Annotated in this window: 20 protein-coding genes; 11 read left to right on the forward strand and 9 right to left on the reverse strand. The window is 75.0% G+C overall.

The features are described from left to right. The first annotated feature begins 38 nt into the window (after nucleotides 1–38). The 7 genes from hisD to hisF are packed head-to-tail and all read left to right on the forward strand — an operon-like array spanning nucleotide 39 to nucleotide 5347. Nucleotides 39–1346 carry a histidinol dehydrogenase gene (gene hisD / locus HUT06_RS15920; protein ID WP_176196451.1) on the forward strand — a complete coding sequence of 436 codons (1308 nt, stop codon included), beginning with the start codon at nucleotides 39–41 and terminating at the stop codon, nucleotides 1344–1346. Then, nucleotides 1343–2431, forward strand: a complete 1089-nt coding sequence (locus tag HUT06_RS15925) for a histidinol-phosphate transaminase (RefSeq protein ID WP_176196452.1) — start codon at nucleotides 1343–1345, stop codon at nucleotides 2429–2431. Before hisD ends, HUT06_RS15925 begins: the two co-directional genes overlap by 4 nt. Further along, nucleotides 2428–3021, forward strand: a complete 594-nt coding sequence (hisB, locus tag HUT06_RS15930; RefSeq protein ID WP_138638723.1) for an imidazoleglycerol-phosphate dehydratase HisB — start codon at nucleotides 2428–2430, stop codon at nucleotides 3019–3021. Before HUT06_RS15925 ends, hisB begins: the two co-directional genes overlap by 4 nt. A 2-nt stretch (nucleotides 3022–3023) precedes the next feature. Further along, nucleotides 3024–3194: a hypothetical protein gene (locus tag HUT06_RS15935; protein ID WP_176196453.1), complete on the forward strand. Its 171-nt coding sequence runs from the start codon at nucleotides 3024–3026 to the stop codon at nucleotides 3192–3194. Then, nucleotides 3191–3826: an imidazole glycerol phosphate synthase subunit HisH gene (gene hisH, locus HUT06_RS15940; protein WP_217711312.1), complete on the forward strand. Its 636-nt coding sequence runs from the start codon at nucleotides 3191–3193 to the stop codon at nucleotides 3824–3826. The genes HUT06_RS15935 and hisH overlap by 4 nt, the downstream gene beginning before the upstream one ends. 43 nt (nucleotides 3827–3869) lie before the next feature. Continuing rightward, nucleotides 3870–4589, forward strand: a complete 720-nt coding sequence (gene priA / locus HUT06_RS15945; RefSeq protein ID WP_089324209.1) for a bifunctional 1-(5-phosphoribosyl)-5-((5-phosphoribosylamino)methylideneamino)imidazole-4-carboxamide isomerase/phosphoribosylanthranilate isomerase PriA — start codon at nucleotides 3870–3872, stop codon at nucleotides 4587–4589. Then, a complete protein-coding gene (hisF, locus tag HUT06_RS15950) occupies nucleotides 4586–5347 on the forward strand; it encodes an imidazole glycerol phosphate synthase subunit HisF (RefSeq protein WP_176196455.1) in 762 nt (253 codons plus the stop codon). Before priA ends, hisF begins: the two co-directional genes overlap by 4 nt. Nucleotides 5348–5577: 230 nt before the next feature. Here the strand turns inward: hisF and HUT06_RS15955 are convergent, their stop codons facing one another. The 3 genes from HUT06_RS15955 to HUT06_RS15965 all read right to left on the reverse strand — a co-directional run bounded on the left by HUT06_RS15955 (nucleotide 5578) and on the right by HUT06_RS15965 (nucleotide 9391). Then, a complete protein-coding gene (locus tag HUT06_RS15955; protein WP_176196456.1) occupies nucleotides 5578–7272 on the reverse strand; it encodes a CocE/NonD family hydrolase in 1695 nt (564 codons plus the stop codon). Nucleotides 7273–7334: 62 nt separating this feature from the next. Beyond that, nucleotides 7335–8258, reverse strand: a complete 924-nt coding sequence (locus HUT06_RS15960; RefSeq protein ID WP_176196457.1) for an acyl-CoA dehydrogenase — start codon at nucleotides 8256–8258, stop codon at nucleotides 7335–7337. Then, the gene (locus tag HUT06_RS15965) at nucleotides 8258–9391 is read right to left on the reverse strand and encodes an acyl-CoA dehydrogenase family protein (protein WP_176196458.1); all 1134 of its coding nucleotides are present in this window, start codon (nucleotides 9389–9391) and stop codon (nucleotides 8258–8260) included. The genes HUT06_RS15960 and HUT06_RS15965 overlap by 1 nt, the downstream gene beginning before the upstream one ends. 145 nt (nucleotides 9392–9536) lie before the next feature. Here HUT06_RS15965 and HUT06_RS15970 point away from each other — a divergent pair, with 145 nt between their 5' ends. Next, nucleotides 9537–10124, forward strand: a complete 588-nt coding sequence (locus tag HUT06_RS15970; protein ID WP_176196459.1) for a hypothetical protein — start codon at nucleotides 9537–9539, stop codon at nucleotides 10122–10124. A gap of 15 nt (nucleotides 10125–10139) precedes the next feature. On the opposite strand, the gene HUT06_RS15975 is transcribed toward HUT06_RS15970, so the two are convergent. Together HUT06_RS15975 and HUT06_RS15980 are read right to left on the reverse strand one after the other, a co-directional pair. Beyond that, entirely contained in the window at nucleotides 10140–11318 is a 1179-nt protein-coding gene (locus HUT06_RS15975; RefSeq protein ID WP_176196460.1) for a winged helix DNA-binding domain-containing protein, read from the reverse strand. A gap of 19 nt (nucleotides 11319–11337) precedes the next feature. Then, entirely contained in the window at nucleotides 11338–11673 is a 336-nt protein-coding gene (locus HUT06_RS15980) for a hypothetical protein (protein ID WP_176196461.1), read from the reverse strand. A 125-nt stretch (nucleotides 11674–11798) separates the two neighbouring features. Here HUT06_RS15980 and HUT06_RS15985 point away from each other — a divergent pair, with 125 nt between their 5' ends. Further along, a complete protein-coding gene (locus tag HUT06_RS15985; RefSeq protein WP_176196462.1) occupies nucleotides 11799–12434 on the forward strand; it encodes a 1-hydroxy-2-methyl-2-butenyl 4-diphosphate reductase in 636 nt (211 codons plus the stop codon). A gap of 8 nt (nucleotides 12435–12442) precedes the next feature. On the opposite strand, the gene HUT06_RS15990 is transcribed toward HUT06_RS15985, so the two are convergent. From HUT06_RS15990 to HUT06_RS16005, 4 genes are all read right to left on the reverse strand, one after another. Next, nucleotides 12443–12931, reverse strand: a complete 489-nt coding sequence (locus HUT06_RS15990; protein WP_254715204.1) for a hypothetical protein — start codon at nucleotides 12929–12931, stop codon at nucleotides 12443–12445. Nucleotides 12932–13038: 107 nt separating this feature from the next. Next, nucleotides 13039–14295, reverse strand: coding sequence for a hypothetical protein (locus tag HUT06_RS15995; protein WP_254715205.1), 1257 nt, complete (start codon nucleotides 14293–14295; stop codon nucleotides 13039–13041). 63 nt (nucleotides 14296–14358) lie between these two features. Further along, nucleotides 14359–16140, reverse strand: coding sequence for an ABC transporter ATP-binding protein (locus HUT06_RS16000; protein WP_176196463.1), 1782 nt, complete (start codon nucleotides 16138–16140; stop codon nucleotides 14359–14361). Further along, entirely contained in the window at nucleotides 16137–17942 is a 1806-nt protein-coding gene (locus HUT06_RS16005; protein WP_254715206.1) for an ABC transporter ATP-binding protein, read from the reverse strand. Before HUT06_RS16005 ends, HUT06_RS16000 begins: the two co-directional genes overlap by 4 nt. Before the next feature lie 183 nt (nucleotides 17943–18125). Here HUT06_RS16005 and HUT06_RS16010 point away from each other — a divergent pair, with 183 nt between their 5' ends. Both HUT06_RS16010 and HUT06_RS16015 read left to right on the forward strand, forming a co-directional pair. Continuing rightward, nucleotides 18126–18824 carry a TIGR03085 family metal-binding protein gene (locus tag HUT06_RS16010; protein WP_176196465.1) on the forward strand — a complete coding sequence of 233 codons (699 nt, stop codon included), beginning with the start codon at nucleotides 18126–18128 and terminating at the stop codon, nucleotides 18822–18824. Nucleotides 18825–19071: 247 nt separating this feature from the next. Beyond that, nucleotides 19072–19278 carry a cold-shock protein gene (locus HUT06_RS16015; RefSeq protein WP_018657218.1) on the forward strand — a complete coding sequence of 69 codons (207 nt, stop codon included), beginning with the start codon at nucleotides 19072–19074 and terminating at the stop codon, nucleotides 19276–19278. Nucleotides 19279–19295 lie beyond the last annotated feature (17 nt).

Genomic DNA, 19295 nt, shown 5'->3' on the forward strand with positions numbered 1-19295 from the left:
ATGCGCGGGGGACGGGGCCCACTCCGTAGACTGGACGGGTGATTTCCCGTATCGACCTGCGCGGCTCGCTTCCCGGCGACCTGCGCTCCGTGCTGCCCCGCGCCGATCTCGACGTCGAGGCCGCCCTGGACAAGGTGCGGCCCATCTGCGAGGACGTGCGCCATCGCGGCTCGGACGCGGTACGGGAGTACACCAAGGCCTTCGACGGCGTCGAGCTGGCGAGCACGCGGGTGCCGGTGGCGGCCGTCCACCAGGCGCTCGCCGCCCTCGACCCGGCCGTCCGCGACGCGCTGGAGGAGAGCATCCGCCGCGCCCGCGCCGTGCACCGCGCGCAGCGCCGCACCGACGTCACCACGCAGGTCGTGCCCGGCGGCACCGTCACCGAGCGGTGGATCCCGGTCGAGCGCGTCGGCCTCTATGTGCCGGGCGGGCGGGCCGTGTACCCGTCCAGCGTGGTCATGAACGTCGTCCCCGCGCAGGAGGCCGGCGTCGGCTCCCTCGCGGTGACCTCGCCCGCGCAGCGTGACTTCGGCGGCCTGCCGCACCCGACGATCCTCGCCGCGTGCGCGCTCCTCGGGGTGGACGAGGTGTACGCCGTCGGCGGCGCGCAGGCGATCGCGATGTTCGCCTACGGCACCGACGAGTGCCCCCGCGCCGATCTGGTCACCGGGCCCGGCAACGTGTACGTCGCCGCCGCGAAGCGGCTGCTCAAGGGCGTGATCGGCATCGACGCCGAGGCCGGCCCGACCGAGATCGCGATCCTCGCCGACGACACCGCGAGCCCGGTGGACGTCGCCGCCGACCTGATCAGCCAGGCCGAGCATGACACGCTCGCCGCGGCCGTCCTCGTCACCGACTCGGTGCGGCTCGCCGACGAGGTCGAGACCGAGCTGAAGGCGCAGGTCGCGCGGACCAGGCACACCGAGCGGATCACCGAGGCGCTCGCCGGGCGGCAGTCCGGCATCGTGCTCGTGGACGGCGTCGAGGACGGCCTGAAGGTCGTCGACGCCTACGCCGCCGAGCACCTGGAGATCCAGACCGCCGACGCCGCCGCGGTCGCCGCCCGCGTCCGCAACGCCGGCGCGGTCTTCGTGGGGCCGCACGCCCCGGTGTCGCTCGGCGACTACCTCGCCGGGTCCAACCACGTGCTGCCGACCGGCGGGTGCGCCTGCCACTCCTCCGGGCTGTCGGTCCAGTCGTTCCTGCGCGGCGTGCACGTCGTCGAGTACGACCGGGACGCCCTCGCCGAGGCCACCGCGCGCGTGGTCGCGCTCGCCGAGGCCGAGGACCTGCCCGCCCACGGCGCCGCCCTGAAGGCCCGCTTCGACTGGGAGATCCCCTCGTGACCTCGCTCGACGACCTGCCGCTGCGGGACGACCTGCGCGGCCGGGAGCCCTACGGCGCCCCGCAGCTGGACGTCCCCTACGCGCTGAACACCAACGAGAACCCCTACCCGCCGTCCGAGCGCCTGGTGAAGGCCCTCGGCGAGGCGGTGATGGAGGTCGCCGGGTCGCTGAACCGCTACCCCGACCGGGACGCGGTCGCGCTCCGCACCGGCCTCGCGGCGTTCCTGGACACCGACACGCCCGGCGCCGGCCTCACCCGGGAGCGGGTGTGGGCGGCCAACGGCTCCAACGAGATCATCCAGCAGATCCTGCAGGCCTTCGGCGGGCCGGGCCGCACCGCGCTCGGCTTCGAGCCGTCCTACTCGATGCACCCGATCATCACCGCCGTGTCCGGGACCCGCTGGGTGAACGCGTTCCGCGACGAGGACTTCGGCCTCGAACCCGAGCGCGCGGTCGCCGCCGTCGCCGAGCACCGCCCCGACATCGTGTTCCTCACCTCGCCGAACAACCCGACCGGCACCGCGCTGCCGCTCGCCGCGATCGAGGCGGTGCTGGAGGTCGCGCCGGGCATGGTCGTGGTCGACGAGGCCTACGCCGAGTTCCGCCGGGCGGGCACCCCCTCGGCGCTGACGCTGCTGGCGGGCCACCCGCGGCTGATCGTCACCCGGACGATGTCGAAGGCGTTCGCGATGGCCGGGACCCGGCTCGGCTACCTGGCCGCCGACCCCGCCGTGATCGACGCGCTGCTGCTCGTCCGGCTGCCCTACCACCTGTCGTCGGTGACCCAGGCCGTCGCCCGCACCGCCCTCGCGCACGGCGAGGAGCTGCTCGGCGGCGTCGCGGCGCTGCGCCGCGAGCGCGACGACCTCGTGGCGTGGCTGCGCGGCGAGGGGTTCCGGGTGGCCGACTCCGACGCCAACTTCGTCCTGTTCGGGACGTTCGAGAACCGACGTAGGGTCTGGGAGAGCATGCTCGAACGCGGCGTGCTGATCCGGGAGGTCGGGCCGCCGGAGTGGCTGCGGGTCAGCGTCGGCGCGCCCGCCGAGATGGCCGCGTTCCGCACCGTACTGAAGGAGAGTCTGTGACGCGCAAGGGACGGGTCGAGCGCGGGACCAAGGAGACCCAGGTCCTCGTCGAGATCGACCTCGACGGGACGGGGCAGGTCGACGTCGCGACCGGCGTGGGGTTCTTCGACCACATGCTGGCCCAGCTCGGCAAGCACGGATCGTTCGACCTGACCGTCAAGACCGCCGGCGACCTGCACATCGACAGCCACCACACGATCGAGGACACCGCGATCGCGCTCGGCCAGGCGTTCCGGGAGGCGCTCGGCGACAAGGCCGGCATCCGCCGCTTCGCCGACGCGTCCATCCCGCTCGACGAGGCGCTCGCGCAGGTCACCGTGGACGTCTCCGGCCGCCCCTACCTGGTGCACGTCGAGCCGGACGGCATGGCCCCGATGATCGGCCCCGAGTACGACACCACGATGACCCGGCACATCTTCGAGTCGTTCGTCTCCAACGCCCGGGTCGCGCTGCACGTCCACGTGCCGTACGGCCGCAACGCCCACCACATCGTCGAGGCGCAGTTCAAGGCCCTGGCCCGCGCGCTGCGCGACGCGGTGGCCTTCGACCCGAAGGTGCACGGCGTCCCGTCCACCAAGGGGGCGCTGTAGCCGTGGAGATCGGCGACCTGCACTTCACCTACGGCACCATGGCGATCTTCGCGGTCGCGGTGTTCCTGCTGGCCGGGGTGTACAGCTTCATCAAGCAGGGCATCAAGATCGGCGCGATGATCCTGCTCGTGCTGGCCGGGATCGCGTTCGCCGGCGGGGTGATGTGGCTGTGACCCGGATCGTCGTCCTCGACTACGGCTCGGGAAACCTGCGCTCGGCCGAGCGCGCCGTCGCCCGCGCCGGAGCGGAGGTGACGGTCACCGCCGACTGGGACGCCGCGCTGAACGCCGACGGCCTGGTCGTGCCGGGCGTCGGCGCGTTCGCCGCCTGCATGGCGGGGCTGCGCGCGGTCCGCGGCGACCAGATCATCGGCCGCCGCCTCGCGGGCGGGCGCCCCGTCCTCGGCATCTGCGTCGGCATGCAGATCCTGTTCACCAAGGGCATCGAGCACGGCGTCACCACCGAGGGCTGCGGCGAGTGGCCCGGCACGGTCGACCGGCTGAACGCGCCCGTCGTCCCGCACATGGGCTGGAACACCGTCGACGTCCCCGCGGGCTCGGTCCTGTTCGACGGGCTGGCGGACGCGCGGTTCTACTTCGTCCACTCCTACGCCGCCCGCCGCTGGGACCTGGCGCCCGACCCGGCCGGCCGCATCGAGCCGCCGCTGGTCACCTGGGCCGAGCACGGCGACCGCTTCGTCGCGGCGGTGGAGAACGGCCCGCTGTGCGCCGCCCAGTTCCACCCGGAGAAGTCCGGCGACGCCGGCGCCCAGCTGCTGCGCAACTGGCTCGGCACGCTCGGCTGAGAGCACCGATCACCCCGTCCACCAGCCTCGATAGGGTTTCCGCATGACTTTGACGCTCCTTCCCGCGGTCGACGTCGCCGACGGCCAGGCGGTCCGCCTGGTCCAGGGCGAGGCCGGCACCGAGACCTCCTACGGCGCCCCGCTGGAGGCGGCGCTCGCCTGGCAGCGGGCGGGGGCGGAGTGGATCCATCTCGTCGACCTGGACGCGGCGTTCGGGCGCGGCTCCAACCGGGAGCTGCTCGCCGAGGTGACCGGGCGGCTGGACGTGAAGGTGGAGCTGTCCGGCGGCATCCGCGACGACGCGTCGCTGGAGGCCGCGCTGTCCACCGGGTGCGCCCGCGTCAACATCGGCACCGCCGCGCTGGAGGACCCGGAGTGGTGCCGCAAGATCATCGCCTCGCACGGCGACAAGATCGCGGTGGGGCTGGACGTGCGGGGCACGACGCTCGCGGCGCGCGGCTGGACGCGGGAGGGCGGCGACCTGTGGGAGGTCCTCGCCCGGCTGGAGGACGACGGCTGCCCCCGCTACGTCGTCACCGACGTCACCAAGGACGGCACGCTGCGCGGCCCCAACACCGAACTGCTCCGCGAGGTGTGCGCGCGGACCGACAAGCCCGTCGTCGCGTCCGGCGGCGTGTCCTCGCTCGACGACCTGCGGGCGCTGGCCGGCCTGGTGCCCGACGGCGTCGAGGGCGCGATCGTCGGCAAGGCGCTGTACGCGCAGGCGTTCACGCTGGAAGAGGCCCTGGAGGCCGTCAAGTGACCGTCGCCGTGCGGGTGATCCCGTGCCTGGACGTCGACGCCGGGCGCGTGGTCAAGGGCGTCAACTTCCAGAACCTGCGGGACGCCGGCGACCCGGTGGAGCTCGCGCGCCGCTACGACGCCGAGGGCGCCGACGAGCTGACGTTCCTGGACATCACCGCCTCCAGCGCCGACCGGTCCACGACCTACGAGGTGGTGCGCCGCACCGCCGAGCAGGTGTTCATCCCGCTGACGGTCGGCGGCGGCGTCCGGACCGTCGAGGACGTCGACCGGCTGCTGCGCGCGGGCGCCGACAAGGTGTCGATCAACACCGCCGCGATCGCGCGGCCGGAGTTCCTGCGGGAGGCCGCGCACCGCTTCGGGTCGCAGTGCGTGGTGCTGTCGGTGGACGCCCGGCGCGCCGCCGGCACCGAGTCGGGGTTCGAGGTCACCACGCACGGCGGCCGCGAGGGGACCGGCATCGACGCCGTCGAGTGGGCCCGCCGCGGCGAGCAGCTGGGGGTCGGGGAGATCCTGCTGAACTCCATGGACGCCGACGGCACCAAGGCCGGCTTCGACCTGGAGATGCTCCGCCGCGTCCGGGAGACCGTGTCGGTGCCGGTGATCGCCAGCGGCGGCGCCGGCGCCGCCGCGCACTTCGCCCCCGCCGTGGCGGCGGGCGCGGACGCCGTCCTCGCCGCGAGCGTCTTCCACTTCGGCGAGCTGACGATCTCCGAGGTGAAGTCGGCGCTGCGCGAGGCGGGCAACCCGGTGCGCTGACTTGCCCATGGGGCTGTGTTTGCCCAGGGGGGCGACCCCCTGGAACCCCCGTCAGCGGGCGAGAGGCTGTTTCACCGATCCGCTGGCGCGTCTCGGTGAAACAGCCTCTCGCCCGTCGGGTCGGGCGGCCTCCGGGCGCTAGAGCGCCCTCCGGCCGCCCGACCCGTGGGTCACCTGTGGCCGTCTGACCCGTGGGTGGTGGTTGAGGTTTGGTCGGGGGGTGGGGGCGGTCAGGTGTTGTCCGTGGGGGCGGGGGCGGTTACTTCGGGGGAGTGGGTAGGGATGGGGAGGATGATCGCGGACGGGTGGTCCGGGTCGTGGAAGAGTTCCTGGTGTGCTTTGAGCATGCGGGTCGCGGTGGTCGCCAAGGGGGCGCCGGTGCCGGGGTTGGCGGCGACCTTGGGGTGGGCGCCGCTGGTGATGTGCACGCGGACGCGGTGGCCGCGCGGGAACCGGTGGCCGGTGGGCCACAGGTCGACGGCGATGCGGCGGACGCCGTGGGTTCCGACGGGCTTCTCGGCCGCCGCGGGGAGCCGCAGGCCGCCCTCGCAGACGTTGCGGGACGTCCCGTCCGGCGCGACGTCGCAGAGCCGGACGACGAAGTCGGTGTGCTCGCGGTCGGAGCGGACGAACAGGTCGGCGCCGACCGGGCCGATCACGTCGAGGTCGGCGGTGAGGGCGGGGGAGGTGAACACCAGGACGTCCGGGCGCCGCTCCAGCGGCCGGTTGTCGACCGGGCGGGAACTGCCGAGCAGGGTGGGGCCGCCGAGCGCCGGCGTGGGGTCGGCCGGGTCGAAGGTGTAGGTGCTCGGCGGATGGTCCTGGGGGCCGTCCTCGCCGAGGCCGTGCGGCGGGCCGGCGTGCAGGTGCCAGCGGGCCTGGCGGGTGCCCGGCGGCGGCCAGTCGCGGTAGTGCCGCCATTCGCGGGCGCCGGTGACGTAGAGCCGGACGGGGTCGGCCCGCAGCCCGGACGGGTCGCCCTGGAGGTGCGCGCGGAACCAGGCGAGCGACTCGCGGATGCCGGGCAGGCCGTGCCGGGCGTCGGTGTGCCACCACGGCCCGATGGTCAGGTACGGGGCGTGCCCGGCGGCGCGCAGCGCCAGGTAGTCCTTGAGCTGCCAGGGCAGGAACACGTCGTACCAGCCGCCGAGGAGGGTGACGGGCGCGGCGACCTGCCCGACGGTGCCGCTGAAGTCGCGGCGGTCCCAGTAGCGGCCGGAGGCGCCGTGGTTGGCGAGGAGGTCCTGGTAGAAGCGCATGGGCTCGCCGCCCGCCAGTACGTCCAGCTCGGCGAGGGGGCGGCCGGAGCGGGCGGCGCGCAGGGCGCGGCGCCGGGCCGTCAGCGGCGCGGTCAGCATGCCGAGCCGCTGCTGCTGCCGGTGGGTGAGGTCGGTCCAGCTGAGCGTGGACTCCAGTGCGAACGACCCGCCGACGTAGGCGGCGTCCCGGAAGGACGACGCCGTGATCTGCAGCGACATCGCCTTCAGCGCCGGGCCCGCCTCGGCGGCGATCGACCAGGCCGAGTAGCCGAGGTAGCTGGCGCCGTAGGTGGCGAACGAGCCGTGGAACCAGGGCTGCCGCTTCAGCCACTCGACCGTGACCAGGCCGTCGTCGCGCTCGCTGCCGAGCGGGTCGAACTCGCCGCCCGACCCGGACGTCCCGCGCGCGCTCTGCACGACCAGCTGGAAACCGAACGGGACGAACGGCAGCCCGTTGGCGAGGGCGGCGGGCCCGCGCCGCCCGTAGGGCGTCCGCACCAGGATGGTGGGCGGGCGCTCCACGCCGGTGGGGACGTACCGGTCGGCGAGCAGCGTCACGCCGTCCGGCATGGTCACCGGAAGGTCGCGCTCGACGGTGTAGCGCAGCAGTCCGCGCGGGTGCGGCAGCCTGAGGGATGGGGCGGGCAGTCGGTCCCAGGGCGCCATGCTGCCTCCGTCCGCGGTGGGCTACTCCCAGGAAAGGTAACCGCGGACGGCGGCCGCAACCGTCACGGGCCCGTGATGAACGCCCAGGGGTCGGGCGCGGCGGCGGCCGCGGCGCCCAGGTCGTCGGCCCAGGCGGTCTCGCTGCCGTACTCCTCCCGCCACGCCCCGAGCCGCAGCGTGACCTTGTGCAGCACGTGCTCCTCGGTGACGCCGAGCGCGCCGTGGAGCTGGTGCGCGATCGCCGCGACCGCGCCCGCCGCGCGCGAGGCGTTCGCCTTGGCGGCGGCCACCGCGACCGGGTCGCCGGGGTCGCGGACGGCGGCGCGCACCGCGACGTCGGCGACCGTGGCCTCCCCGGCGAGCTCGGCGAGCATCTGCTGGACGGCCTGGAACCGCCCGAGCGGCCGCCCGAACTGCTCGCGCTCGCCCGCGTACCGGACCGACAGGTCGAGGGCCCGCGCCATCGCGCCGGTCAGCTGCACCGCCCGCGCCAGCGCCCCGCGCCGCCGCAGCTCCGCCGCGTCCACCGGGCACGGCGCCGAGACCTCCGCCCGCACCCCGGACAGGTCGACGTCGTCGCGCGGCTCGCCCGCCACGTTCGCGCCCTCGGTGATCCGCGCGCGGGCGGGGTCGACGACCGCGACGACGCCGCCGGCCAGGACGACGATGCGGTCCGCGTCGCGCGCCCAGGGGACCCGGCGCAGCGTTCCGCTCAGCGTTCCGGAGGCCGCCGTCAGGATTCCGGCGGGGACCGGCAGGCCCGCCTCGGCGAGGAGCCGCCCGGCGAGCCAGCCCGTCTCGGCGAGCGGGACGGGGGCGGCGTGGTACCCGGCCGCGCGGAGCACGGTCGCGGCGTCGGCGAGGGTCCCGCCGCTGCCGCCCGCCTCCTCCGGCACCCCGACCAGCGCCAGCCCGGACTCCGCCAGCGCCGCCCACGGCCGGCCACCGGCCAGGATCTCGTTCGCGGTCTCCTCCAGCAGCTCCATCAGCGCACTCCCAGGCCGCGCGCGACGATGCCGCGCAGGATCTCGTTGCTGCCGCCCCGCAGCGTGAAGCCGGGCGCCTGGACGACCGACTCCGCGAGCGCGCGGGCCAGCGGGTCGGGGGAGGCGGGGTCGGGCTCCACGCCCGCGTGCTCCCGCACGGCTTCGATCACCTCGCGCTCGAACCGCGTCCCGAGGTCCTTCACCAGGGCGGCGGGGACGTCCGGGGTCAGCCCGGCGTCCAGGGCGCCCGCGACGCCGAGGGACGCCTGCCGCAGCGCCCACAGCCGCGCCGTCAGCCGGCCGAGGGTGCGGCGCGCCGCCGGGCCGTCGGCGCGGCCGTGCAGGAGCCGGATCAGCAGGAACGTGCTGAGCAGCCGCTCCGGGCCGCTGCGCTCGTAGGCCAGCTCGGCGGTGACCTGCCGCCAGCCGTCCCCGGCACGGCCGAGCACCATCGAGTCGGGGACGCGCACGCCGTCCAGGACCACCTCGTTGAAGTGGTGCTCGCCGGACAGCCCCCGGATCGGCCGGACCGCCACCCGCTCGTCCGGCAGCGGGACGATGAACTGCGTCAGCCCGGCGTGCCGGTCGCCGCCCCGCGGCGCGCTGCGGGCCAGGACGAGGATCGCGTGCGCGAGGTGGGCGCCGCTCGTCCACACCTTGGTGCCGTGCAGCCGCCACCCGTCCCCGTCCCGCTCGGCGCGGGTCCGGACGGACGCGAGGTCCGACCCGGAGTCGGGCTCGCTCATCCCGATCGCGAAGAAGCACTCGCCGCGCGCGATCGCCGGGAGGAACCGGTTCTTCTGCTCCTCGGTGCCGTGCGCGAGGATGCTCGGCCCGGTCTGCCGGTCGGCGATCCAGTGCGCGCCGACCGGTGCCCCGGCGGCGAGCAGCTCCTCGATCACCGCGAACCGCTCCAGCGGGGAGCGGCCGTGCCCGCCGTACCGCTCCGGCAGCGTCATGCCGAGCCAGCCGCGCTCGCCGAGGCGCCGGCTGAACGCGGGGTCGGCGCCGGTGAGCCAGCTGTCGCAGCGGGCCGTGAACGGCGTCCGCGCGAGGAAGTCCCGTACCTGCCCGCGCAACTCGGCGGCCTGCGGCGGGAACGCTCCGGGCTCCAGGTCGGACGGTCTGGCCACTGCGCCTCCTCGGTCTCAGGGCGACGTTACCGACGCCCGCGCGGACCGATGTCAGCGGGTCCTTACCGGGGATCGTTCTCGACCGGATGGTCGTTGTCTGGAATGGTTGCGTTCTCACAGCCCGTCTCCAGGGGGAGTACACGACATGTGGCCGGGGTCGAACCTGCCGATGGGACCGCCGCCCGCGGGGCCGGGCCAGGCGGCGCCCTCCTGGCCCCCGCCGCGCCGCGCCGGGCCCGGCGCGGGCTGGTACGCGCTGCCCGTCGCCCTGCTTCTGGCGGCCGTGGTGGGCTTCTTCACCCTGGTCGCGTTCCTGTGGGACGACTCCGAGGCCGCCGACGGCCCGAAGGCGGTCGGTGACCCGGTCCGGGGCGTGGCGGTCCAGCTCTCCGAGGGGTACGGCTACTTCCTGTACGTCCGCACCGGCGGCTCCACGCCCTACTCGTGCGCCGTGCGGGCGGGCGAGCGGTCCGGGCCCATCAGGCTCAGCCGCAAGAACTCCTGGAGCGTCTCCGACCGGCCCGGCTACCGGTACACGGCCACCTTCGAGGCGCCGGTGACCGGGGCCGCGCTGCTCACCTGCCGGGGCACCGACGGCCCGATCCTGGTGGCGCCGGACGACACCGCGCACGCCTACCTGGGGCTGGCCCTGTTCGTGGCCCTCGGGGTGGGCGGGCTCGCCGTCCTCAGCTTCGTCGTGGTCGCGTTCCGGCGGAGCGCCGCCCGCCGCTGACCCGGGGCCTTCCGGTCAGGACGTGAGCTCGCGCTCCAGCGGAGTGCGGAAGCGGGGGACGGCGCGCACCTCGCCGTACCAGCCGGCCAGGCGTGCCGCCTCCCGCTCGATCGCCGCCGCCGCGCCGGCGCCCACGTCCTCCAGGAGGCGGACCGCGATCTCGCCGTCCGCGCGCTGCGCCCAGCCGCCCACGATCCGGCCGTCCCACCAGATGGACGGGCCGATGTTGCCGTTGCGGTCGAACAGCGCGGGGCCGTGGCCGCCGAGGAACCAGCCGCGCTCCTGCCAGCCCATCGGCGTCGGGTCGAGCGCGGGCAGCAGCGCCGCCCACGGCTCCGGCGCCGCCGCCGGCTCCAGGTCGTCGGACAGGACGAGGCCGGTGCCGCCGCCGTCGAGCGCGACCTCGGTGACCTCCAGCGCCGCGAGGGCCTTCTTCACATCGCCGGCGTTCCAGCCCGTCCACCACTTCAGGTCGGCGGCCGGGGCCGGGCCGAACGCGCGCAGCCAGCGGCGGACCAGCTCCGCGCGGGCCTCGGCGGCGGGGACCTGCGCGATGCCGCCGGGCAGCCACTCCTCGACGGGCGCCCACCGGTACTGGCTGCTGGTCCACGACCCGTTCGGGCGGCCGCGCACGATGCGGCCCTCGCAGCCGAGCGTGACGAGGATCCAGGTGGTGACGCCCGTCGGCCGCGAGTAGGACTTGCCGGGCGCCGGGTCGACCTGCGTGCGCAGCGCCGGGACCTCGGCGCTGAGCTGGGCGCCGGTGGCCGCGCCGCGCGCGAGCAGCGCCTTGTGCGCGGCCTCCGCGGTCTCGGCGAAGAAGGCCGGGACGTCGGCGATGTCGCTGCCGCGCTCGATCATCCGCGTATAGGTGGCGCGCTGTTTGACGGCCAGCCCGTTCGCCGTGGACGCCTGCAGCACCGGCACCAGCTCGGTGGGCGCGACGAACATCGTCCGGCGCATGGCGAGCATCCGCAGCAGCGTGCGGTCGTCGTACAGGGCCCGCTCCACCGCGCCCGGGGCGGCCTCGACGCTGCGGGCCGCGACCGACAGGAACACCGTGGCCGGATCGGTGGCGTGCAGCACCACCATGGACCGGGCGATGCCGGGGACGTCGTCGGTGCGGGCCTCGTGGGCGAGCCGGTGGCGGAGCGCGAGCCGGGCCCGCCGCTCCGCCGTCGTCATCGAACGCATGTGCGAAGCATAGCGGGGCTCACCCGCTGTTGGAGATCTTCACCACGACATTGTCCTGGGTGACCGACTGGACGGAGATGTTGAAGCCCTCGGCCTGCTCCCCGTCGCCGACGGGCACGGTCACCGTCTGGCCCGCCACCTTCAGGGTGACCATCTCGCCCTGCACCTTCACCAGTTCGGCCTTCACGCCGAGGATGGACGCGCTCGCGTCCACGCCGCGGTCGAAGGTCACCGTGCACGAGTTGACACCGCAGGAGGTGTCGCTGTTCTCGCCGCCGCACGCGGCGAGGGCGCCGAGCGGCAGGAGCGCGAACGGGAGTACGGCCAGCTTCCGCCGGAGGGGAAAGGAGGTCATGCCGGGAGTCTAGGCGCGATCCCGGGCGCCGCCGCCCTCCCGGAGGCGGATCCGCGCAGGACGAATGTGGTACCGCACGGTGACGCGGCTGGATCTGCCCGGCCACCCCGTGCTTCGCTGGACGCGTGAGCACCGACAGTGACCCGCTCGCCGCCGCCGGGGCCGCCGAGGTCCCGGTCGTCGGCCCGGTCGTGTGCGCCGCGCTGCGGATCGAGGCGCGCGCCGTGCGGCGCGGCCTCACCCGGACACCGGTCGTGGTCGTCGGCTACCGGGCCCGCCGCGCGGCCCGGCTGCCGGGCGCCTGCGCCGCCCTCGTCACCGTCGGCTTCGGCGGCGCGCTCGACGAGCGGCTGCGGCCGGGCGACGTCCTCGTCGCCGACGAGATCCGCGGGCCCGGCGGCACGGCGGTGCCGTGCAGCGCGCCCCGGCTGCTCGCGGAGGAGCTGATCCAGGACGGGCTGAGCGCCCAGGTCGGGCCGCTGGTCACCACCGACCGCGTCGTGCACGGGCGGGAACGGGCCGCCTTGGCCGCGCAGGGCGCGCGCGGAGTCGACATGGAGTCGGCCGTCGTCGCCGCGCGGGCCGGCGGGCTGCCGGTCGCCGCGCTGCGCGTCGTCGTGGACGGCCCCCGCCACCCGCTGTGGCATCCGGGCACGATCGGCCGCGGGCTGGCCGCGCGGCGCGTCCTGGCCCGCACGGGGCCCGCGCTGGAGCGCTGGAGCGTCCTGCTGGTCCGCGGCGAGGACGGCGCCGGGGCGTGAGCGGCGGCTCACCCGTGCCCGCCCTCGTGCCCGCCCTCCTGCCCGGTGCCGTGGTGGTCGCCCTGGACGATCTTGCCGCCGAGGTCCGCGCGGAGCGACTCCAGCGTCGGCTTCTGGCTGACCGCCACCCAGCGCGCCCCGACCAGGTACCAGCCGCCCCACGGCTTGGCCTCCTCCAGCCAGGAGTGCATGCCCGCGTCGGTGGTGAAGCTGACCAGGACGTACCGCCCCCGCGAGGTCTTGCAGTTGCCCTGCTCCAGGTCCTTGACCTTGCGCTCGCCGGTCACCCGGCAGTCGGTCTGCCGCGCGAGCTCCCGGAGGCTCGCGGGCTTGGCGGCCTTCTGGCCGGACGAGGCGCCGGACTTCGCCGAGCAGCCCGCCGCGAGCGGCAGCGCCAGCGCGGCGGCGCACAGCAGCGCCGCCCGCGTCCGCGCTGCGGCCGGGCGGGACGCCTTCGGGCGCGGCGTGATCGGGCGGGGGTGGTGTCGGGGACCCATCGCCATTCCTCTCCGGGGTGAGATGCGCGATTCGACGGATCAATACGCGTCCCGCCCCGGCGGGGTTCACCGGCCGCCCGGCGGAGCCCCCGGCGGCCGGCCGGCGGTCAGGTCATCAGGCGGGCGCCGGCCGCGGCGCGCACGCCGGGGTCCTCGGCGCCGTCCTGGTGCAGCCGCCGCAGCCGCAGCCCGGTATCGCGGGTGAGCGGCGCGGACCGGGCGGCCTCGGCGCGGACGCCGTCCTCGCAGTCCCACAGCCCCTCGACGGTGTAGGACTCGGCCGTGTGCGGGGCCGTTCTCGTCAACGCGGTCAGGATGCGGGGTCTCAGATAGGCGTAGGTCGACTCGGTCCAAGCGGTCTTCAGCAGCGGGACGGCCTCGCCGGCGCGCAGCCGCCCCAGCCCCTCGATGGGGCCCGCGGCGCCGCCCCACTCCCGCCGGGCGACGGCCCCGCGCAGCTCCTCCATGAGCAGCGGGATGTCCTGCCGGGTGCCGTACCGGGCGAGGATGCGCAGCCCCATGTCGGCGCAGCCGCCGCGCTCGGCCGCCCACGCCCGCGCCCGCGGCAGCGTCTCCGGGCCGTACTCGCGCAGCGCCCGGCACACCGCGCCGCCGAACCGGCTCGGCCGCTGCGGCAGCAGCTCCTCGGCCAGGTCGAGCAGCGCCGGCGTCCGCCGCCGGCCCAGCTCGAAGATCGCCGCGATGGCGCCCTCGCCGCGCCGCCGGGCGAGGTCCAGCAGCTCGGCGTCGCTCTGCGCGTCCCGGCCGGGGGCCGCGGCCATCGCGCGGCGCGCCGCCCGGCCCGCCTCCCGCTGCCGCTCCAGCGCCGCGGCCACCCGCGGCTGCCGCGCCGCCCACGCCTCGATCACCGGGTTGCGCCCGGCGGGTATCAGCAGCTCCAGGTCGGCGTCGTCGCAGCGCGCCGCCACCAGCTCGTCCAAACCGATCGTCAGCGCCGGGTCTTCAAGGTCGATCAGCTCCGCCACCGCGTCGAACCACTGCGCGCCCTCCTCGGCGTACCGCCGCAGCGGCACCGCCGCCTCGCGCCGGCTCAGCCGCACCAGGTCCGCGAGGACGCCGAGCGCCAGGTCCACCCGCCACTCGTCGGGGTCGGTATGGTCCGCCGGGTCGAACAGGTGCTCGGCCACCGGGCCGGTCGGCAACTCCAGATCCACCATCAACCGGGCGTAGTACAGCCGCCGCGACTCGCACTGGCGGTCCCAGCGCGGATCCGACCGGACGCAGGCGTACACGTACTCGCCCGCGCCGGGCCTGTCCGCCGCGCGCCGCGCGGCCCTCCCGAGCCCCCGCTGCAGCTGACCGTGCAGCGTGCCCGCCGATTCCAACACGACCTCGTTGCTCACCCCGTCAGAATGCGCACTGGACCAGATAACGGGCAAGTGCTTTACCCCAGGTCTGTCCCGTCCTCATAGCGACCGCTGCGCGATCCAGGAGGCGTGCAGGTCGGCGTAGACCCCCGGACGCGCCACCAGCTCGGCGTGCGGGCCGCGCTGGACGATCCGCCCCGCCTCGAAGACGATCACCTCGTCGGCCGCCTCGGCGGTGGACAGCCGGTGCGCGATGGCGATCGCCGTCCGGCCGCGGGTGACGCCGTCCAGGGCCCGCTGGATGCGGACCTCCGTCGCCGGGTCGACGGCCGAGGTCGCCTCGTCCAGCACGAGCAGGTCGGGGTCGGCGATGTAGGCGCGGGCCAGCGCGACGAGCTGCCGCTCGCCGGCCGACAGCGACTCGCCGCGCTGCCCGACCGGGGTGTCCAGGCCCCGCGGCAGGCCGTCCAGCCAGTCGGCGAGGCCGAGTTCGGTGAGCGCGAGGACGAGGTCGTCGTCGCGGGCGTCCGGCCGCCCGTACCGGATGTTGTCGCCGAGGGACGCGTCGAACAGGAACCCGTCCTGCGGCACCATGACGATCCGCTCGCGCAGCGAGGAGAACCGGACCCGGTCCAGCGGCACGCCGTCCACCAGGACCCGGCCCGACACCGGGTCCATCAGCCGGGTGAGGAGCTTGGCGAAGGTCGTCTTGCCGGAGCCCGTCTGCCCGACGATCGCGATCCGGCTGCGCGGCGCGATCTCGGCGTCCACGCCGTGCAGCACGGTCGGGCCGCCCGGGTAGGCGAACCCGACCGACTCGAACCGCACCTCGATCGGGCCGCGCGGCAGCGTCTCGCCCGCCTCGCCCGGGTCGGCGACGTCCGGGGCGGTGTCCAGCACGCCGAGCACCCGCCGCCAGCCCGCGATCGCGTTCTGCGCCTCGTTCAGCACCTCGGTGGCCGTCTGCATCGGGCTGACGAACAGCGTCACCAGGAACAGGAAGGCGACCAGCTTGCCGGCCGACACCTCGCCGGCGATGCCGAGCAGCGTCCCGGCGATGACGACCGCTGCGGTCGCCAGGGCGGCGACCAGCTCGCTGACCGGGAAGGTCAGCGCGACCATCGCCTGCGCCCGGGTCTGCGCCGACCGGTAGGACTCGACGGTCTCGTCCACCCGGCGGCCGGTGCGCTCCTCCGCCGCGTACGCGCGGATCACCGGGGCGCCCACGACCGACTCGCCGACCGCGGCCAGCAGGTCGCCCATCCGCTCCCGCACCCGGTAGTAGGCCGCCGACAGGATCCGCTGGAAGCGCCGCAGCGCGAACGCCAGCGGCAGGAACGCCACCCACACCAGCAGCGCCAGCTGCCAGGAGTAGACCAGCATCAGCACGCTCGCCACGAGCAGCTGCCCGATCGAGACGATGAACATCAGCCCGCCGGACTGCATGAACTGGCTGATCTGGTCGACGTCGCCGGTCACCCGCGACACGAGCGCGCCCCGCCGCTCCCCGCTCTGGGTGAGCATCGACAGGTCGTGGACGTGCCGGAACGCCTTCACCCGCAGCCCCGCCAGGCCGCCCTCGGACGTCCTGTAGAGCCGCACGTTCATCAGGTACGCGCACACCGCCGTCACCAGCACGGCCGCCGCGCACAGCAGCACCGCCGTCCGGATGAAGGCGATGTCGGGGCCGCCGGGGCGCCCGATGCCCTTGTCGATCGTCTGCTGGACGGCGACGGGCACCACCACCCGCCCCGCCGTCGACACCAGCGCGAGCAGCAGCGTGCCCGTGAGCCCCGCGCGGAACTCCGGGCTCAGCCGCAGCCCCCGCCTGAGCGTGCTGATCGCGCCCTCGGTGGTCGCCGTGCCGTCAAGGACCGTCATGCCAATGCCTCCTCGCCGCCCTCGACGGCCTCCTGCTCGGCCTCGGCCCGCTCGTAGGCGTTCACGAGGTCGGCGTAGCCCGCCGAGCTGTCCAGCAGCTCGGCGTGCGCGCCGCGCGCGACGACGCGGCCGTGCTCCATGTAGACGACCTCGTCGGCCAGCGCGATCGTCGCCTTGCGGTAGGCGACGACCACGACGGTCGCGCCGCCCGCCTCACCCGACTGCGCCTCCCGCAGGCTCTGCAGGATGCGCGCCTCCACCTGCGGGTCGACGCTGGAGGTCGCGTCGTCCAGGACGAGCAGCCGGGGCCGCCGCACCAGCGCGCGCGCCAGCGCGAGCCGCTGCCGCTGCCCGCCGGACAGCGTCGCCCCGCGCTCGCCCACCTTCGTGTCGAGCCCGTCGGCGAGGGCCGCGACGAACCCCTCGGCCTGCGCGAGGCGCAGCGCCTCCCAGACCCGCTCGTCGGGGACGTCGAGGCCGAGCGCCACGTTGCCGCGCACGGTGTCGTCGAACAGGAACGTCTGCTGCGGGACGAGCGCCGCCGTCGCGGCGACCCCGCCGCGCCGCACGTCGCGCAGGTCGACGCCGTCCAGCAGGACCGAGCCGTCGGCCGGGTCGACGAGCCGCACCAGCAGCGAGGTCAGCGTGGACTTGCCGGAGCCCGTCGGGCCGACCACCGCGATCGTCCGCCCCGGGGACGCGGCGAACGACACGTCGTGCAGGACGCGCCGGCCGGGGCCGCCGCCGTCCCCGTCCGCCTCGTAGGCGAAGCGGACCTCGCGGACCTCCAGGTCGGTCGCCTCGCCGCCGGCGCCGTCCAGCGCGTCCTCCCCGAACGGCAGGGAGCCGGTCGCGTCCAGCACGTGCCGGACCCGCTCCCAGCCGACGACGCTGCGCGGCACCTCGCCGAGCACCCAGCCGAGCGCCCGGATCGGCCACGACAGCAGCGTGAACAGGTAGGCGGCGTTCACCAGGTCGCCCGGCGACATCGCCTCGGCCTGCAGCCGCATGGACCCGATCAGCAGCACGGCGAGGACGCCGAGGTTCGGCAGTGCCTCCAGCACCGGGTCGAACAGCCCGCGGATCCGGCCGACCGCGATGTTGGCGTCCCGCAGCGCCTCCGCCCGCTCCCGGAACCGCGCGGTCTCGGCCGCCTCCCGGCCGAGGGTCTTGACGACCAGGCCGCCCTCGAAGCTCTCGTGCGCCACCTCGCTGACCTCGGCGCGCAGCTGCTGCGCGCGGGTCGCGACCGGCGACAGCCGCCGCTGGTACACGATGTTGATCAGCGCGACGGCGGGGAAGACCAGGAAGCCGACCGCCGCCACCACCACGTCCGTCAGCAGGATCGACACCGCGGCGATCAGCAGCATGAACACCACGCCGACCGCCATCGGCAGCGGCGCGATCGGCGCCCACACCGCCTCGACGTCGGCGTTGGCGTTCGACAGCAGCTGCCCGGTCGGGTGCCGGTGGTGCCAGGCCAGCGGAAGCCGCAGGTACTGCCGGGTCACCGCGCGGCGGTAGGACGCCTGCATCCGGTACTGCATGAGGCCCGCGTAGAAGCGGCGGCCCGCCACGCCGAGCGCCTTCAGCAGCGCCACCGCCATGACCAGCGCTGCGGCGCCGGCCAGCGCCCCGGCGGTCGTGCGCCCCGATTCGAAGGCCGGCAGCACGACGTGCTCCGTCGCCCAGCCCAGCACGCGCGCCGTGGCCACGGTCATCGCCGCGTAGAGGGCGCTCGCGACCACCGACGCCGTGAAGACGCGGGGCTCGGCCTTGACCGCGACCCACAGCACGCCCATGCCCTCCCTGAGCACGTGTGGGCTGACGCGTCTGGACGCAGGTGGCACGGCGACTCCTCGATCACGGCGGCGCCCGGGACAAGCCCCGGCGGCCGGGGCGCGGGGATCTTCGGGCCTGCACATGCCTACCATCCGGCCGCGGCGCTTATTCCCGGCCGGACCCGCACCGCCTACGATCAAGGGATGAGCGCATCCGAGGGCCGCCCGGCCGGCGGCCCCGCCGGACCCGGCGCGGCCGGGCCGGGGCCCGTCCGGCGCGAGCGCCTGCTGCTCGCCGGCGCGCTGGCCGCCGCGGGGCCCGACGCCGCCACCAAGTGCGCCGGCTGGACCGCCCGTGATCTGGCCGCCCATCTGGTCGTCCGGGAGGACCGCCCGGACGCCGCGCCCGGAATACTGCTGCCGCCGCTGGCCTTCTACACCGAGCGCGTCCGGCGCCGCACCGCGCGCGCCGTCCCGTTCGAGCGGCTGGTGGAACGCTTTCGGGACGGACCGGCGAAGTTCTCCCCCTACGCGCTTCCCGGAGTCGACAAAAGCGCGAACGGTGTCGAGTTCTTTGTGCACCATGAGGACGTCCTGCGCGCGCGTCCCGACTGGGAGCCCCGGGAGATCTCGCCGGAACTCGAGGAAGTGCTCTGGCGACGGATAAAAATTGCCCGCTTTGTCCTAAGAAAAGTTCAGGTCGAAGTAACGCTGGTGCAACCCGACGGCCGCGGCCTGAGAGTGCCCGGACGGGGCCGGGGCGCCCGCGGAGCCGTGCGCGTGCACGGCCCGGTCGGCGAACTCGTCCTCTGGGCACTGGGCCGCCGCGACGTCGCGGACGTCCGCCTCACCGGGGCCACGGACGCTGTCAAGAGCCTGACCGAGACCGGTTGGAGTCTTTAACGGGCAGGTAACGGCAGGGTTCGCCGAGAGGAGAATCGCGTGCCTTGCGGCTCCTCCGCTTTACGCGGAACCGGTGATACTGTGGGGCGGTCGGTTGCAGTCGTGGTTCTCGATCGTGCAGACGCCCGCGGACTGATGGCAGCGGGCGTTTTGGCTTTTCCGGGACCGTACCGGGGGCGAGAGCGTTCCGCAGCGACCGCACGGGCCCGCGAGGTGTGGGCCCAGGTTTTGCCGCAAGGAGAAAGACATGCCCCAGCAGGGCACCGTGAAGTGGTTCAACGCCGAGAAGGGCTTCGGGTTCATCGCCGTCGACGGCGGCGGGCCGGACGTCTTCGTGCACTACTCGGCCATCCAGTCCTCCGGATACCGCACGCTGGACGAGAACCAGCGCGTCCAGTTCGAGGTGACGCAGGGTAACCGGGGTCCGCAGGCCGACCAGGTCGTCCCCCTGTAACACCCGTAGTCGTACGT

The sequence above is a fragment of the Actinomadura sp. NAK00032 genome, from assembly GCF_013364275.1.
Taxonomy (GTDB): Bacteria; Actinomycetota; Actinomycetes; order Streptosporangiales; family Streptosporangiaceae; genus Spirillospora.